Source organism: Nocardia lijiangensis NBRC 108240, from assembly GCF_001613045.1.
GTDB classification, from domain to species: Bacteria; Actinomycetota; Actinomycetes; order Mycobacteriales; family Mycobacteriaceae; genus Nocardia; species Nocardia lijiangensis.
In genome coordinates, this window is the sequence record NZ_BDBP01000030.1 from 1 (window position 1) to 15,380 (window position 15,380).

At 70.1% G+C, this 15,380-nt stretch carries 16 protein-coding genes; 11 read left to right on the forward strand and 5 right to left on the reverse strand.

The annotated features are described in order from the left end of the window. From NL1_RS11855 to mnhG, 9 genes are all read left to right on the forward strand, one after another. A partial coding sequence (locus NL1_RS11855) for an AAA family ATPase (protein ID WP_067837968.1) occupies positions 1 to 1,621 on the forward strand: 1,621 nt, incomplete at its 5' end. 73 nt (positions 1,622 to 1,694) lie between these two features. Further along, on the forward strand, positions 1,695 to 3,008 hold the full coding sequence (locus NL1_RS11860; protein ID WP_067837970.1) for a hypothetical protein: 1,314 nt from the start codon (positions 1,695 to 1,697) through the stop codon (positions 3,006 to 3,008). Between the two features lie 110 nt (positions 3,009 to 3,118). Beyond that, positions 3,119 to 5,950 (forward strand): Na+/H+ antiporter subunit A, encoded by a 2,832-nt coding sequence (locus NL1_RS11865; RefSeq protein WP_067837972.1) that lies wholly within the window; start codon positions 3,119 to 3,121, stop codon positions 5,948 to 5,950. Then, a complete protein-coding gene (locus NL1_RS37480; protein ID WP_156094814.1) occupies positions 5,947 to 6,105 on the forward strand; it encodes a hypothetical protein in 159 nt (52 codons plus the stop codon). The genes NL1_RS11865 and NL1_RS37480 overlap by 4 nt, the downstream gene beginning before the upstream one ends. Continuing rightward, entirely contained in the window at positions 6,102 to 6,482 is a 381-nt protein-coding gene (locus tag NL1_RS11870) for a Na(+)/H(+) antiporter subunit C (RefSeq protein WP_067838156.1), read from the forward strand. The genes NL1_RS37480 and NL1_RS11870 overlap by 4 nt, the downstream gene beginning before the upstream one ends. Beyond that, entirely contained in the window at positions 6,479 to 8,080 is a 1,602-nt protein-coding gene (locus tag NL1_RS11875; protein WP_067837974.1) for a Na+/H+ antiporter subunit D, read from the forward strand. The genes NL1_RS11870 and NL1_RS11875 overlap by 4 nt, the downstream gene beginning before the upstream one ends. Before the next feature lie 50 nt (positions 8,081 to 8,130). Further along, positions 8,131 to 8,652 carry a Na+/H+ antiporter subunit E gene (locus NL1_RS11880; RefSeq protein ID WP_067838159.1) on the forward strand — a complete coding sequence of 174 codons (522 nt, stop codon included), beginning with the start codon at positions 8,131 to 8,133 and terminating at the stop codon, positions 8,650 to 8,652. 4 nt (positions 8,653 to 8,656) lie between these two features. Further along, positions 8,657 to 8,917, forward strand: coding sequence for a monovalent cation/H+ antiporter complex subunit F (locus tag NL1_RS11885; RefSeq protein WP_067837976.1), 261 nt, complete (start codon positions 8,657 to 8,659; stop codon positions 8,915 to 8,917). Next, positions 8,914 to 9,246 carry a monovalent cation/H(+) antiporter subunit G gene (mnhG, locus tag NL1_RS11890; protein WP_067837977.1) on the forward strand — a complete coding sequence of 111 codons (333 nt, stop codon included), beginning with the start codon at positions 8,914 to 8,916 and terminating at the stop codon, positions 9,244 to 9,246. The genes NL1_RS11885 and mnhG overlap by 4 nt, the downstream gene beginning before the upstream one ends. Positions 9,247 to 9,267: 21 nt before the next feature. Here the strand turns inward: mnhG and NL1_RS11895 are convergent, their stop codons facing one another. The 5 genes from NL1_RS11895 to napA form a co-directional block, all read right to left on the reverse strand. Beyond that, complete coding sequence (locus tag NL1_RS11895; protein ID WP_067837979.1) at positions 9,268 to 10,635, reverse strand: phosphatase PAP2 family protein; 1,368 nt, start codon at positions 10,633 to 10,635, stop codon at positions 9,268 to 9,270. A gap of 70 nt (positions 10,636 to 10,705) precedes the next feature. After that, complete coding sequence (locus NL1_RS11900) at positions 10,706 to 11,848, reverse strand: glutamate--cysteine ligase (RefSeq protein WP_067837982.1); 1,143 nt, start codon at positions 11,846 to 11,848, stop codon at positions 10,706 to 10,708. A gap of 13 nt (positions 11,849 to 11,861) precedes the next feature. Then, positions 11,862 to 12,551: a superoxide dismutase[Cu-Zn] gene (sodC, locus tag NL1_RS11905; RefSeq protein ID WP_067837985.1), complete on the reverse strand. Its 690-nt coding sequence runs from the start codon at positions 12,549 to 12,551 to the stop codon at positions 11,862 to 11,864. Between the two features lie 127 nt (positions 12,552 to 12,678). Next, positions 12,679 to 13,251 (reverse strand): LytR C-terminal domain-containing protein, encoded by a 573-nt coding sequence (locus tag NL1_RS11910; protein ID WP_067837988.1) that lies wholly within the window; start codon positions 13,249 to 13,251, stop codon positions 12,679 to 12,681. A gap of 58 nt (positions 13,252 to 13,309) precedes the next feature. Further along, entirely contained in the window at positions 13,310 to 13,666 is a 357-nt protein-coding gene (gene napA, locus NL1_RS11915) for a nucleoid-associated protein NapA (protein ID WP_067837991.1), read from the reverse strand. A gap of 157 nt (positions 13,667 to 13,823) precedes the next feature. Here napA and NL1_RS11920 point away from each other — a divergent pair, with 157 nt between their 5' ends. Together NL1_RS11920 and NL1_RS11925 are read left to right on the forward strand one after the other, a co-directional pair. Continuing rightward, entirely contained in the window at positions 13,824 to 14,411 is a 588-nt protein-coding gene (locus NL1_RS11920) for a peptide deformylase (protein ID WP_067837994.1), read from the forward strand. Beyond that, positions 14,404 to 15,378, forward strand: coding sequence for an N-acetylglutamate synthase, CG3035 family (locus tag NL1_RS11925; RefSeq protein WP_067837997.1), 975 nt, complete (start codon positions 14,404 to 14,406; stop codon positions 15,376 to 15,378). The genes NL1_RS11920 and NL1_RS11925 overlap by 8 nt, the downstream gene beginning before the upstream one ends. Positions 15,379 to 15,380: the final 2 nt, after the last annotated feature.

Below are 15,380 nucleotides of genomic sequence, written 5' to 3' on the forward strand. Positions count from 1 at the left end.
GGCCGCGGCGCTGGCGTCGGCCGCGGGCACCAATGGCGCGACGGCGATGCGCAGCGCGCCGCCGCGGGTGCCCGCCGAGGAACTCGTCGGCGTGCACGCGCAGGCCACGAAGCTGGCCGAATGGCTCAGCCTCGCGCTCGACGAACCCGAGCTGCTCAAAACCCTCGGTGCCACACCGCATCTCGGGGTGCTGATCACCGGGCCCGCCGGTGTCGGCAAGGCCACCCTGGCCCGCTCGGTGACCGCACCGCGGCGCATCGTCGAACTGGACGGGCCCTCGGTCGGCGCGGCGGAGGGCGGCGCTCGGCTGCGCGAGGTGGCCGAGGCGGTCGCCGATGTCGCGTCCGGGCGCGGCGGGATCCTGCTGATCACCGACATCGATGCACTGCTGCCCGCCGACCCCGAGCCGGTCGCGACGCTGATCCTCGACCAGTTGCGCGCGGCGATGGCCGAGACCAGCGTGGCGTTCATCGCGACGACCGCGCATCCGGCCGGTGTGGACGCGCGGCTGCGCGCGCCGGATCTGTGCGATCGGGAACTCGCGCTTCCGCTGCCTACCGCGACGATGCGCAAGGCGCTGCTGGAGCAACTGCTGCGCAAGGTGCCGACCGGTGATTTGAAACTCGAGGCGATCGCTTTGCGCACACCGGGTTTCGTGGTGTCGGATCTCGCGGCGCTGTGCCGGGAGGCGGCGCTGCGCGCGGCGTCGCGGGTCAGCAAGGAGCAGGCCGACCCGCGCCTGACCCAGGAGGACCTAGTCGGCGCGCTGGCGGTGATCCGTCCGCTGTCTCGTTCCGGCATGGAGGAATTGGCCATCGGCAGTCTCGGCCTGGACGACGTGGGCGACATGGTCGAGACCAAGCAGGCGCTCACCGAGTCGGTGCTGTGGCCGCTGCGCCATCCGGATTCCTTCGCCAGGCTCGGCATCGAGCCGCCGCGCGGCGTGCTGCTCTACGGCCCGCCCGGCTGCGGCAAGACCTTCCTGGTGCGGGCGCTGGCGGGCTCGGGCCAGCTCAGCGTGCACGTGGTGAAGGGCGCGGAGCTGTTGGACAAGTGGGTCGGCGCATCCGAGCGCGCGGTCCGCGAATTGTTCCAGCGGGCACGGGATTCCGCGCCGTCGCTGATCTTTCTCGACGAGGTGGACGCGCTCGCGCCGCGGCGCGGGCAGAGCTCCGACTCCGGCGTCGGCGACCGGGTGGTCGCCGCGCTGCTCACCGAGCTCGACGGGGTGGAGCCGCTGCGGGACGTGGTGGTACTCGGCGCGACGAACCGGCCCGAGCTGATCGATCCCGCGCTGCTGCGGCCCGGCAGGCTGGAGCGGCTGGTGTTCGTGCCGCCGCCGGACGCCGCGGCGCGGCTGGAGATCCTGCGCACCGCGGGGCGGTCGGTGCCGCTCACCGACGACGTCGATCTCGTCGCACTGGCCCAGGACCTGGACGGCTACTCCGCCGCCGACTGCGCCGCGCTGCTGCGCGAGGCGGCGCTGGCGGCGATGCGCCGCGACGTGGCCGCCGCCGACGTCAGCGCCGCGGATCTCGCCGCCGCCCGTGCGGTGGTGCGTCCGTCGCTGGACCCGGACCAGGTCGAAGCGCTGCGCAAGTACGCGGAAAACCGCAGCTGACAGACATTCGACATGCGGCGGCAATCCGTCGGCAATCACCGGTTCGGCGCCGCGGCGCGGGTATGTTGCCCAGGTGCGGCGATGGATCGGCGACGGAGTCGACGTGGTCACGGCCTTCCTCGGGGCCGCGGTCGCGGGAATCGCGCTGTTCCTGCCGATCACCTTCAGCTGGACCGCGCAGAGCACCCCCTACCGGATCGCCAGCCTGATCAACAGCGTGCCGCGCGGCGCGACGATCGGCATGATCGTCGCGGTCACCGTCGCGGTGCTGATCACCACCTTCGCCAGGCCGCTCACCGGCTGGATCGTGGCGTTCGGCGGCGCGCTCGGTCTGTTCGTCAACCACTTCGCCGGCCGCAACGTCTCCTCCGCCGACCTGCTCACCACGCTGAACTACATCGACGTGGTGTTCGGCGGAATCCTGTTGGGCGCGTTGGGCACCGCCGCACTGCGCAGACCGGACACGGCCTTCGGCTACGCGCTCGGCGCGGCGAGCTTCTTCGTCTTCGGAGACCTCGCCGACCTGCTCGACCTGTCCGATCAGGACCCGTGGGCGATACTCGAGACACCACCGCGCTGGATGATCGGCACCGCGGTGGTGCTGCTGTTCGTCGCCGTCGCCCGCCATCGCAACCGGGTCGGACCGCACAGCGACTCGACCGTGCCGATCGATCTGCCGATCGCGCCGATCCTCGCGGCGACCGTGCTCGGCCTGATCGTCCTTGCGGCGACCGAATGGCTGGCGGGCCAGTACAACAACGTCTCGGCCCCGGGCGACAACCGGCTGGAGATCTCGATCGCCGTCGCGGCCACCATCATCGCCGCGCTCATCGCGGCCATGCTGCTGCCGGGTCGCGACGGGATCGGCGTGCTGCTCGCGGTGAGTCTGGTCGCGACCGCCGACGCGCTCGGTTACGCGCCGCGGCCCTGGTGGAGCGTCTTCGCGGTGCTCGCGCTCACCGCGCTCGGCCTGTTCGCCGGTCTCCGCGCGCCCTCGCCGTTCCTGGCGCTGCTCGCGCTGATGGGCGTCACCGTGTTCGCGTTCGTCGACGCGCACGGCGACGGCGCCGTGCACTACATCGTCGCGACCGTGCTGCTCACGGTGACCACCGGATACTGCTGCGGCGCCGCCCGGCCCCACTACGGCCCCAGCGCCGTGCTCGCCCTCGGCGCGCTCTTCCTCCCGAGCATCGTCACCGCGCTGCCGGTGGAGGACGAGACCTGGCCGCCGCGGGACAATATGGCCGCCGCCACGACTCCGGGCCGGGTGGCCTTGGTGATCGTGTCCGGCTGTGCGATCGCCCTGCTCCTGCTGTACCGGCTGCGGCAGCACCCGCACCGCAAACCCGCGCCCCCTGCGCGGGAAGACAAGGTAGCGGACATATAGCCGAGGCGCGCCGACATGGCTGACGCCATAGTCGGCGCTCACGCGAAAAACCCTGGCTCCACGTAGGCTGAAACCGCACCACCGCCCGCCACGACCTGACGGAGTGCAGTTTGCTCGTAATCCTGCTCGCGCATGCGCTTGCCGCACTGGCCGCGCCGCTGTGCGTACGGGTATTGGGCCGCAACGCGTTCGCGGTGCTCGCGCTGGTGCCACTGGCCGGCTTCGGCTGGGTGGTCGCGAATTGGAATAGCACGCAGCAGGTTCGGCTGACCTGGGCGCCCGGCATCGCGATGAACATCGATCTGCGCTTCGACTCGCTGGCGGCCGTCATGGCCGCGCTGGTGCTCGGTGTCGGCACGCTCATCCTGCTCTACTGCACCCGCTACTTCGAGGACGACGAACCTCGGCTCGGTCTGTTCGCCGCCCAGTTCGTCGGCTTCGCCGGAGCCATGTTCGGACTGGTCACCAGCGACAACATGCTGCTGCTCTACGTCTTCTGGGAGACGACGACGGTGCTGTCGTTCCTCCTGGTCGGCCACAACGCCGAGCGCGCGATCAGCAGGCGCGCCGCTCTGCAGGCCCTGCTGGTCACCGGCGCGGGCGGGCTGACCATGCTGATCGGCATCGTCGTCCTCGGGCAGACCTGCGGCACCTATCTGCTGTCGGATCTGCTTGCCATGGACAACCCGCCGAGCGGGGTCGCGGTGTCGGTGGCGGTTGCTCTCCTGCTCGTCGGCGCGCTCAGCAAGTCCGCGATCGTGCCGCTGCACTTCTGGCTTCCCGGCGCGATGGCCGCGCCGACCCCGGTCAGCGCGTACCTGCACGCGGCGGCCATGGTGAAGGCAGGCGTGTATCTGGTGGCGCGGCTCGCGCCGGTCTTCGCGAGCAGCCCGCCGTGGCATCCGATGGTGCTCGTCCTCGGCGCGGTGACCATGCTGCTCGCGGGCATTCGCGCGTTGCGCGTGACCGATCTGAAGCTGCTGCTCGCGTTCAGCACCGTGAGCCAGCTGGGTTTCCTGATCGTGCTGCTCGGGCTCGGCACACCGGACGCGGCGCTGGCCGGGACGACGCTGGTCGTGGCGCACGCGCTGTTCAAGGCGTGCCTGTTCATGGTGGTCGGGATCGTGGATCACGGTGCGGAAACCCGGGATCTGCGCGAGTTGTCCGGACTGGGGCGGCGGGCTCCCGTGCTGTGTGGCGTAGCCGTGCTCGCGGCGCTGAGCATGGCGGGGATTCCGGTGCTGCTCGGGTTCGTCGGCAAGGAGAGCGCGCTCGGCGCGATCCTGGACGCCGAGACCCTTGCGGCGCCCGCGCGCACGGCGCTGTGCGCGGCGATCGTGCTCGGTTCCATGCTGACCGTGGGATACAGCGCCCGCTTCGTGTGGGGCGCGTTCGGCGACCGGCCGCTCGACAAGGATGTGTCGTGGCATGCGCCGGGATGGCTGTTCCTCGCGCCGCCTGCCGTGCTCGCGCTGGCGGGCCTGGCGGCGGGCCTCGGCGCGCAACGGCTGGACGAGCTGCTGCGCGGATACCCGGAAACGCTTCCGGGAGAATTGGTTTCGCACCTGGCGCTATGGCACGGATTCACCGTGCCGCTGGCATTGTCGGTCCTGATCATCGCCGCGGGTTCCGCACTTTTTCTGGTGCGCAACCGATTCGGCGAGACCGCGCATCCGCGCCTCGGCAATGCCGACCGCGCCTACGACGCCACCCTGCGCGCGATGGACCGGCTCTCGCTGCGGATGACCGGCTCGGTGCAGCGTGGTTCGCTGCCGCTGACCCAGGCCACCATCCTCGGCACCCTGATCATCCTGCCCTCGGCCGTGCTCGCACTGCGCACCAGGACGGGAATCGAACTGCGCCTGTGGGATTCGCCGCTGCAACTGGCCATCGCCGGAATCATGGCGGCCATGGCGTTCGCGGCCACCGTGCTGCGCAACCGGCTCGCCAGCGTGCTCGTCGTCGGCGTCACCGGCTACGGCTGCGGCGTCGTCTTCGCGCTGCACGGCGCGCCCGACCTCGCCCTCACCCAGTTCCTCGTGGAGACGCTGACGCTGGTGGTCTTCGTGCTGGTGCTGCGTGCCTTCCCGGCCGAGATCGAAGAGAGCAGGACCGCCGCCTTCAAGGCGCGCCGCGCCGTGCTCGCCGTCGCGGTCGGCTCGACCGTGGCGGTGCTTGCCGGGTTCGCCACCGCCGCCCGCGGCGCGGAACCGATCTGGCACCGCATCCCCGAGGCCGCCTACCGGATCGGCGGCGGCAAGAACGCGGTCAACGTGCTGCTGGTCGACATCAGGGCGTGGGACACCCTCGGCGAGGTCTCGGTGCTCATCGTCGCCGCCACCGGCGTCGCCTCGATGGTGTTCCGCACCAGGCGTTTCGGCGCCGCGCCCCGCGCCGCCGACGCGCCGGACTACAACCCGGACCTGGTCAGCTGGCTTCCTGCGGGGCGGCTGGTGGATCGCCGGGAACGCTCGATGGTCTTGCAGATCACCACCCGCCTGCTCTTTCCGACGATCATGGTGATGTCGATCTACTTCTTCTTCGCGGGCCACAACGCCCCCGGCGGCGGCTTCGCGGGCGGACTGACCGCGGGCCTTGCGCTGACCCTGCGCTATCTCGCGGGCGGCCGCTACGAACTCGGCGAGGCGCTGCCGATGGAGGCGGGCCACGTGCTCGGCGCCGGGCTCACGCTGGCGGCGGGCACCGCGGCCGGCTCGCTGCTGCTCGGCGCCCCACCGCTGTCCTCGGCGATCGTCGAGCTGACGCTGCCGCTGTTCGGGCACGTCAAGCTGGTCACGTCACTGTTGTTCGACCTCGGCGTCTACCTGATCGTGGTCGGCCTCGTTCTCGACGTGCTGCGCAGCCTCGGCGCCCGCCTGGACAGCGAACTCGCCGGCACCACGGCCGAGCCGACCCAGACCCCGCGAGGCGGCGGCGCATGAGCGAACGCAGTGAGCGAATCATGTCGCAGCGCGCTTTCGCGCATGCCGGAGCCGAGCGCCAGCGAGGTGCAGGCATGAGCGAACGCAGTGAGCGAATCGTGTGGCAGCGCGCATCGCGCATGCCGGAGCCGAGCGCCAGCGAGGCGCAGGCATGAGCGCAAACCTGACCCTGCTCGTCCTCATCGGCGTCCTGACCGCGTGCGGCGTGTATCTGATCCTGGAGCGCGCCGTCTCCAAGATGCTGCTCGGCATGATCCTGTTCGGCAACGCGGTGAACCTGCTGATCCTCACCGTGGGCGGCCCGGACGGCGAGCCGCCCATCGGCGACGGCGAAGGCGCGCCCGAGGGGATGACGGACCCGCTGGCCCAGGCGATGGTGCTCACCGCGATCGTCATCACGATGGGCCTCGCGGCGTTCGTGCTCTCCCTCGCCTACCGGTCCTACATCCTCACCACCACCGACGACGTGCAGAACGATCCCGGTGACGCGGAGGTGGCGGCCCAGCGCGACCGAGAGGATCCGGAAGATTGACCCTCTCGCCCCACCTGTTGCCCGCGCTGGCGCCGCTGCCGGTACTCGTTCCGCTGCTCGGCGCGGCGGCCACGCTGGTGTTCGGACGCCGGCCGCGCATCCAGCGCACGGTCACCCTGTCGGCACTGACCGCGGTCGTGGTCATCACCGGCCTGCTGCTGTACCTGGCCGACCGGGACGGCACCACCGCGGTGCAGGTCGGCGGATGGGACACCCCCATCGGCATCACGCTCGTGGTGGACCGGCTCTCCGCGGCCATGCTGCTCATCTCGGCCATCGTCCTGCTCGCCGTCTCCGTATACGGCGCGGGCCAGAACATCCGCGACGGTGACGCGCGTCAGCCGACGTCCATCTACCGCCCCACGTATCTCGTTCTCACGGCGGGTGTTTCGGCGGCCTTCCTGGCCGGTGACCTGTTCAATCTCTTCGTCGGCTTCGAGATGTTGCTCGCCGCGTCGTTCGTGCTGCTCACCGTCGGCGCGACCACCGAACGCATCCGTGCGGGCGTCGGGTACGTCATGGTGTCGATGCTCTCGTCGCTGATCTTCCTGACCGGCATCGGCCTGGTCTACGCGACCACGGGGACGCTGAATCTGGCGCAGATCGCCGTGCGTCTCGGCGCGGCTCCCGAGGGCGTGCGCGGGGCGATCTACGCGGTGCTGCTGGTGGCCTTCGGCATCAAGGCGGCGGTGTTCCCGCTCTCGAACTGGCTGCCCGATTCCTACCCGACGGCGCCCGCGCCGGTGACCGCCGTCTTCGCGGGCTTGCTGACGAAAGTCGGTGTGTACTCGATCATCCGGACGCACACGCTGCTGTTCCCCGACGGTGGTTTCGACAACGTCCTGCTGATCGGCGGCCTGCTCACCATGGTGATCGGCATTCTCGGCGCGATCGCCCAGCACGACATCCGACGGCTGCTCTCGTTCACCCTGGTCAGCCACATCGGATACATGATCTTCGGCGTCGGGCTGGCCACCACCGCAAGCCTGGCGGGCGCGGTGTTCTATGTGGCGCACCACATTCTGGTGCAGACCACCCTGTTCCTCGTGGTCGGCCTGATCGAGCGGCAGGCCGGATCGACCTCGCTGCGCAGGCTCGGCGGACTGGCCACGGCGAGTCCGGTGCTCGGCGTCCTCTTCCTGGTCCCCGCACTGAATCTCGGTGGGATACCGCCCTTTTCGGGGTTCATCGGCAAGGTCGCGCTGCTCCAGGCCGGCGCGTCCGACGGCAGCGTGCTGGCCTGGGTGCTGGTCGCAGGCGCGGTGCTGACCAGCCTGTTGACGCTGTACGCGGTCGCGCGGGTCTGGGCCAAGGTGTTCTGGCGGCCGCGCTCCGAAGCGCCGGAAGGGCACCTCGCGGCTGCGAGTCCGCCCACCCTCATCGAGGATTCGACCGACGTGCTCTACGACGAGCGCACCGATCCCGGCCGCATCCCGCCGCTCATGCTGGTGTCGACCGCGGCGCTGGCCGCGGTCGGTCTCGGCCTGACCGTGCTGGCCGGGCCGATCCTCGGCATCGCCGACCGCGCCGCGGCCGACCTGCACGATCCCGCGGTGTACGTCGGCGCGGTGCTCGGCGAACCGGAGGCGTATCGATGAGCGCGGGCGACGAGATTCGCGAACCGCCCGACGAGCCCGGCGGGCGGCGGATCGGCAGGGACAGCGTGGTCCGCGGCGGGGTGCTGCTCTGGCTTGCCGCCGTCTACATGGCGCTGTGGGGCGATCTGAGCATCGGCAACCTGGTGGCCGGGCTCGCGGTCGGCGCGCTGGTCATGGTGGCGCTGCCGCTGCCGAGGATTCCGGTGAGCGGCAGGCTCAACCTGCTCTCGCTGGCCGAGGTCACGGTGGTGAGCGCCTACTACGCGCTCGAATCCAGCCTGCAGATCGCCTGGTTCGCCATCCGGCCTGCTGGGCCGCCGGTCTCCGGTGTGCTGCGGGTGGGGCTGAGCACGAAGTCGGACCTGGTGCTGGTGCTCACCACCGACCTGCTGAACCTGATCCCCGGCACGATGGTGCTCGAGATCGACCGGAACCGCTGCCTGGTCTACGTGCACGTGCTCGATGTCGGCAGCGACGCCGCGGTGGCGCGGTTCTACCACCAGACCCGTCGCCTGGAGCGGCTGCTGATCTCCGCCTTGGAGCGGCCCGTCCCGAAACCCACTCGGAGGTGAACGCATGACCGTCGTCGCCGTGCTCGCGGGCGCCCTGCTCGCGGCCGCCGCCGTCATCACCAGCTACCGCATCCTGGCCGGGCCGAACACGCTCGACCGGGTCGTCGGGATCGACTCGCTGATGGCCATCGCGGCGTCGGGTCTCGCCGTGTGGGCCGCCTACAGCGGCGACGCCACGATGCTGCCCGCCATCGTCGCGCTGGCGCTGGTCGGCTTCCTCGGTTCGGCCGCGGTGTCCCGCTTCCGGGTCAGGGACGACCGATGACGGCCTGGCAGTGGCTCGCGGCCGCGCTCATCCTGAGCGGCGCCGTGCTGGCCTTCACCGCCGCGATCGCCATCGTCCGCTTCCCCGACACCCTCACCCGCATGCACGCCGCGACCAAACCGCAGGTGGTCGGGCTGCTTCTGGTGCTCGCGGGCGCGGCCATCGAACTGCGCGGCAAGGGCAATGTGTGGTTGCTCGCGCTGGTCGGCCTGTTCACACTGCTCACCGCGCCGGTGATCGCGCACCTCATCGGCCGCACCGCCTATCGCGAACAGCGGCACCGCGACGGACTGTTGCGCGTCAACGAACTCGGCGACGAGCTCGACTGAGCCGGGCGCGGACCAGGCGACTCAGCGCTCGACCGGCTCGACCTCCCGCACCACGACCACCTGCTCCCGCTGCCCGGCGAACCAGGTGGCGTGGAACGCGGCCGCCACACCCGCCAGCAGCGCAAGCACGATGGTCCCCGCGGGCACCGCGTACTCCGCCATCGACACCGCCAGATAGCGGTACGAGAGCAGCAGCACGACCAGCACCGCGGTCCCGAGCGCGACGAGGCGGATACGGAACCACCCCCAGCCGCGTTCCGGCTCGCGCAGCGCGGACTCCACGGTCATGCACAGCACCGCGCCCGCGACCAGGTCGACGCCGTAGTGGTAGCCGAAGCCGAGCGTGGCCGCCAGCGTCGCGAGCAGCCAGAAGGTGCCGCCCCAGCGCAGCCAGCGCGGCGCGGGGGAACCGTCGACGTCGCGGCGGGTGTGCAGGAAGACCGAGAGCGCCCACGCGGTGTGCATGGACGGCATGCAGTTGCGCGGCGTCGCCGCGTCGAAGGGCAGCGGCGCGGGATTGCGGTCGATCGGCGGGAGCACACCCGGCCAGTAGTTGCCGACCTGGAGCCCATTGCCGTCGGCGCCGAAGGCGAACATCGGCCCGACCACCGGAAAGAGCACGTAGACGACCGGTCCGACCAGCCCGAGCACCAGAAAGGTGCGAACGAGGTAGTGGCTGGGCCACCGCCCCGAGTCGACCACCCGCCGCAACTGCCACACCGCGACGACGATCGCGGCCACCGGCAGCTCGATGTAGACCCAGTGCAGCACGGCGTAGACCACCGGGCCGAGCGTGTCGATGACCCGGCCCATCACCCAGGACGGATCGCCGAGCGCGTGGTCGGCGAGCATCACGTACTCGTCGAGCACGTCCGGGCTGCTCATCACGGTGATGTGCAGCCACACGTCGCCGACCTTGGTGGCGAGGATCAGCAGCGCGCCGAGCGCCGCGGCGCGCAGTGCGTTGCGCCGCTCGCTGCCGCTCCAGCGCAGCCAGGCGATCAGGGCCAGCGCGGTGAGCACGAGCACCGGACCGTTGCCGACCGTCGGAGCGTCACCGGCGAGCAGACGCGCGCCCGCGCACGCCAGGTCGATGGTCACCGCCGCGCCGAGCGCGACGAGCCTGCGCTGCATGGGGATACCGACCAGCGCCAGAATCAGCCCGGCCCACGGCACCGACATCGATTTCGGCGTGCCGACGTAGTCGTGCCACAGGCTCTCCAGCGGACCCTCGAATCCCCGCTGGAAGGCGACGATCTGGAGCACGATCAGCAGCGCGGGCACGGCCGCGACGGCCACGACCACCCAGACCCGAGACGGCGGTATCTTCAACCGCCGCACCGCACTTCCTACGCTGGAACCCGGGTCTTCGACAAGCACGTCGACCATAGTAAACGGGGGATGAACGCCGTCCCCCTGGCCAGCTGAACGGAATGCGACCGCTCGCCGTGGCGAAACGCTACTTGTCGAGCTCCTTGACCAGCGCGTCCACCACCGCGATCAGGTCACCCTGGGTCGCCGCGGCCACCTTGCGCTGGCGCTGATAAGACGCCCCACGCTGGGGAATTTCGGCGATATAAGACAATTCGTCGGCGCAGCCGAGCCGCTTGGCCGTCGGCTCGAGCCGGTTCAGCACGTCCATCAGGTCGTCGGTGACCAGCCGCTCGGTGTTGTCGGAGTCTGTGATGACGATCGCATCCAGGCCGTAACGCGCGGCCCGCCACTTGTTCTCCTGAACGTGCCAGGGCGGCAGCGATCCGAGATCCTCACCTTCCACGACGCGGCGGTCCAGATCCACGATCAGGCAGTGGATGAACGCGGCGAGCGCGGCCAATTCGGCCCTGGTGGAGATGCCGTCGCAGATCCGCACCTCGATGGTCCCCCATTTGGGTGCTGGCCTGATGTCCCAGTGCATGCCGCCCAGCTGCTCGATGACCCCCGTCTGCATCTGGTCGTGCACGAAATGCTCGAACTGAGCCCAGTTCTCGAACTGGAACGGTAGCCCCGCGGTGGGCAGCTGCTGGAACATCAGCGTGCGGTTGCTCGCGTATCCGGTGTCGGCGCCTGCCCACATCGGCGAGGAGGCCGAGAGCGCGAGCAGGTGCGGGTAGGTGAGCAGCAGCGAGTTCAGGATCGGAAAGACCTTCTCCCGGTGCGAGACTCCCACGTGCACGTGCACGCCCCAGATCATCATCTGGCGGCCCCACCACTGGGTGCGCTCGATCAGCTCGTCGTAGTGCGGCGAACGGGTCAGCTGCTGGGCCGACCACTGGGCGAACGGATGGGTACCCGCGCAGAACAGATCGACGCCGAGCGGATCGGCGGCGCGGCGCACCGTGTCCATGGTGCCGCTCAGATCGTCCACCGCGGCAGCCACGGTGTCGTGCACGCCGGTGACGATCTCCACGGTGTTGCGAAGCAGTTCCTTGGTGACCTGCGGCGTGCCGTCCCAGGCCCGCAGATCACCGACGGCATCGAAGACCGCCGCGGCCGTGTTGGAGAGATCGCGCGTCACCTTGTCGACGAGCGCGACCTCCCATTCGATGCCGATGGTCGGCCGGGGCGAACCTGGAAATGGAACGTTCTCGATTGCCCCGCCCATATCGACACCTTGTCTACTGGACTACACCGCACGCAACGCGGCCGCCCGCGTCGCCGGTCGCCAGCGTGTTGTCGTCCGGTCCTGCCACGCCGTCGGCACGGACGTAACGGTTGGGAATATTGCCGAAGTTGTCGGCATCGGCGTGGATGATCAGCGCGCGATTCTTCAGGTCGTCGAGTGTCACCGTGTCGGTGGTGGTGACCAGCTTGCCCTGGCCGTCCGAGCGGACCTGCAACGAGGTGAGGTCGCCGCTGGCGGGGTGGGCGTTGGCGGTGCCTACCTGGAGGTGGCCGCCCGCCGAGAGGAAGTCGCCCGCCGCACCGCCCGTGGGCGCCACGGAGTTGGCCTCACACTTGCCGACCTGGTGGAAGTGCAGACCGTGGAAACCGGGCTTCAGGCCGTGCGCCTCGACGGTGATCACGAGGTGGTTGCCGTCCTTGGCGATGTTCGCGGTGGCGACCGAGCTGCCGGAGGCGTCCTTCAGCTCGACCTTGGTGCCCGGGTCGGTGGCCGGGCTGCCGTGCTCGGTACCGGTCCCGTGTCCCTCGGCCGGGGCGGAGGCACCGGTCCACACCGGCGGGGTGGTTCCCTTGACGTCGCTCGACTCCTGACTGTTCGAGCAGGCAGCGAGGCCGAAGACCGCGACCGCAAGCACCGGGGTCACAGTCCGCCAGGACGGGCGACGAGTTGTGGACGGGGCCATCGGGGAACTCCTTTACGAGTACCGAGTTTACGAGTAAAGCTGGGTGGACACTGTCGTTACCGGACAAGATGATGCCACGAGCGCCGTGTCGCGCCTCGAAGGGGCCGTTCGACGGCGGGCTCGGTTTTCAGTTACCCGTCAAGATGACGACTACACCCGGACCGTTGTCCCCGATCACGGCCGACTTGGGTTCGGCCGTCGCGCCGATCTCCCGGGCGATGGCCATCGCCGCTTCCCGCTCACCGGCCGTATTCCCGTAGTACACAGTCGTTTTGGCGATATTGCCGCCCGCGTAGTTGCCCGGCGCGACATTGGTCCAGCCGTTCGCCGTCAACTGATCGGCGGTACGAGCGGCCAGACCGGCGACCAGACTGTTGTTCAGCACGCGCACCGGCACGGCGCGATCGACCCCGGCCGCGGGCGCGCCCGTGGTCGTCTGGGCGGCGGTCGTGGTGGTCGGCGCCGCCGTCGTCGCCACTGTGGTCGTCGCCACTGTGGCCGGCGCGGCCGTCGTCGCGGGCGCGGCCGAGGTGACCTGCTGGGCCGCGGTGGCCGACGACTCCTCGGCGTTCGTGGCGTCGGAATCGGAACTCGACAACGACATCGCACCGAGACCCGCGAACACGATGGCCAGCGCGATCAACACCATCGCCAGCGCGCGCAACGGCGGCCCGCCGGAGGTGGGATTGGTTTGACTCACGCTGTCGACCCTAGTCGCATATCGGGCCCCGATGCCTGCACCACGGCCCGGAGATGTGTCATACCTGGAAACCGAGACGCCGTGCGGCTCTGGCCTTCTGCCTGCTCGCACGGAGCCTGCGCAGCCGCTTCACCAGCATCGGATCCACCGCGAGGGCCTCCTGCCGGTCCACAACGGCGTTGAGCACCTGGTAGTACCGGGTCGGTGACATACCGAACAGTTCGCGGATGGCCTCTTCCTTGGCGCCCGCGTACTTCCACCACTGCCGTTCGAAGGCCAGGATCTCGTGTTCGCGACGGCTGAGACCGCTGCCGTCGCCCTCCTCGGCCGGGGCCGTGGCGCCCGCCGTCGTCGCTTCGCTCGCGGAAGGGCCGTCCTGGATCGCGGAAAGATTCCGAGCCGCTGCGCCGTCCATCTCGCTCCCTCGCCGAGTTACCACCAGACGAACTTGTACGTCGCGGACATTCAACCATGCGGCATCGGGGATGATCCTCCTTCCTTCCGGCGTGTTGTTTACGCCCAGGTAGGCGCACATACCGACGCCCGCGCGCGGCCCGGTAGGCTTCCTTCCCATGGCAATCCTCCCCATCGTGATCGTCGGTGACCCCGTGCTACACAACCCGACCGAGCCGGTCACCAAAACACCGGAGGACCTCGCCCCCCTGATCTCGGACATGTACGAGACCCTGGATGCCGCCAACGGCGTCGGGCTGGCCGCCAATCAGGTCGGGGTGCCGCTGCGCCTGTTCGTCTACGACTGCCCGGACATCGGTGCCGACGGCGAAGCCGTCCGGCGCCGCGGCGCGGTGATCAACCCCGTGCTGGAGACCTCCGCGGTACCCGAGACCATGCCGGACCCCGACGACAACGAAGAGGGCTGCCTCTCGGTACCCGGTGAACAGTTCCCCACCGGCCGCGCCGACTGGGCGCGGGTCACCGGCACCGACGAGCACGGCGAGCCGGTCACGATCGAGGGCAGCGGCTTCTTCGCCCGCATGCTGCAGCACGAGGTCGGCCACCTCGACGGCTTTCTCTACGTGGACGTACTGATCGGCCGCAACGCCCGCGCCGCGAAGAAGGCGATCAAGCGAAACGGCTGGGGCACACCGGGTCTCAGCTGGGTGCCGGGTACCGTTCCCGATCCCTTCGGGCATGACTGATCCGGCCCCGGCGCAGATTCCGCTCGGCAGGCGGGTGGTGATGCGCTACGAACTGCCCGCGGGACATCCCCAACCGCTGACCGACGTGATCGGCGAGCTGGTTTCGCTGGATCCGCCGACGGTGCGCGGCGCCGACGGACAGGTGGTCTCGGTGTCGCCCGATCGGGTGGTCGCGCTGAAAGCCATCGGGCCGAGGCCGATTCGGACCAGGGAGATCAGGGCACTGGAGGCGGCCGCGGCGCACGCGTGGCCGGGAGTCGAGAGCGCCTGGCTCGACGGCTGGCTGCTGCGCGCCGGGCACGGCTACACCAATCGCGCCAATGCGGCTGTGCCGCTGGGCGATTCCGGACGACCCGCCGAACTCTCCACCGACACCCTGCACCGCATCGGCGAGTGGTACACCGCGCACGGCCTGCCGCTGCAACTGCTGCTGCCCGATCGGCTCGCCCCGGTGCCGCCCGGCTGGCGCACCTGGAACGAGACCCTGGTGCTCGGCATCGACATCGACAATTTCGTGCTGCCGCAAGGCCCCCCGATGGTGCGGATCGCGCAGCAGCCCGACGAGGCCTGGCTTCGGCTGCACCGCTACCGTGGCGAAGACGCTGCGGCACATCATGTTCCGGAGCCGGTGCGCGAGGTGCTGACCGCTGTGCACGAGGGCGAGCTCGGTTTCGCCTCGCTCGGGCTGCCGAGCCCCATCGCCATCGGACGCGGCGCGTGCACGACCGCGCCGGACGGGCGCCGCTGGGTCGGGCTCACCTGCGTCGCGGTGGCCGCCGAGCATCGCAGGCACGGACTGGCCACGCTGGTGTGCGCCGAGCTGCTCCGCTGGGGGCACGAGCGCGGCGCCACCCACGCCTACGTTCAGGTGGAGACCGGCAACGCGGGCGCTCTCGAGCTCTACCGCGGCCTCGGCTTCCTCGACCACCACGGCTATCGCTACGCGGCTCCGCACGGCGGAGAATAGAC

What these genes read in the sequence shown, in the direction of transcription:
- NL1_RS37480 (WP_156094814.1), top strand. Translation starts at nt 5,947, where the DNA reads ATGAGCGAACGCAGTGAGCGAATCATGTCGCAGCGCGCTTTCGCGCAT.
- NL1_RS11870 (WP_067838156.1), top strand. Translation starts at nt 6,102, where the DNA reads ATGAGCGCAAACCTGACCCTGCTCGTCCTCATCGGCGTCCTGACCGCG.
- NL1_RS11885 (WP_067837976.1), top strand. Translation starts at nt 8,657, where the DNA reads ATGACCGTCGTCGCCGTGCTCGCGGGCGCCCTGCTCGCGGCCGCCGCC.
- mnhG (WP_067837977.1), top strand. Translation starts at nt 8,914, where the DNA reads ATGACGGCCTGGCAGTGGCTCGCGGCCGCGCTCATCCTGAGCGGCGCC.
- NL1_RS11895 (WP_067837979.1), bottom strand. Translation starts at nt 10,635, where the DNA reads ATGGTCGACGTGCTTGTCGAAGACCCGGGTTCCAGCGTAGGAAGTGCG.
- NL1_RS11900 (WP_067837982.1), bottom strand. Translation starts at nt 11,848, where the DNA reads ATGGGCGGGGCAATCGAGAACGTTCCATTTCCAGGTTCGCCCCGGCCG.
- sodC (WP_067837985.1), bottom strand. Translation starts at nt 12,551, where the DNA reads ATGGCCCCGTCCACAACTCGTCGCCCGTCCTGGCGGACTGTGACCCCG.
- napA (WP_067837991.1), bottom strand. Translation starts at nt 13,666, where the DNA reads ATGGACGGCGCAGCGGCTCGGAATCTTTCCGCGATCCAGGACGGCCCT.
- NL1_RS11920 (WP_067837994.1), top strand. Translation starts at nt 13,824, where the DNA reads ATGGCAATCCTCCCCATCGTGATCGTCGGTGACCCCGTGCTACACAAC.
- NL1_RS11925 (WP_067837997.1), top strand. Translation starts at nt 14,404, where the DNA reads ATGACTGATCCGGCCCCGGCGCAGATTCCGCTCGGCAGGCGGGTGGTG.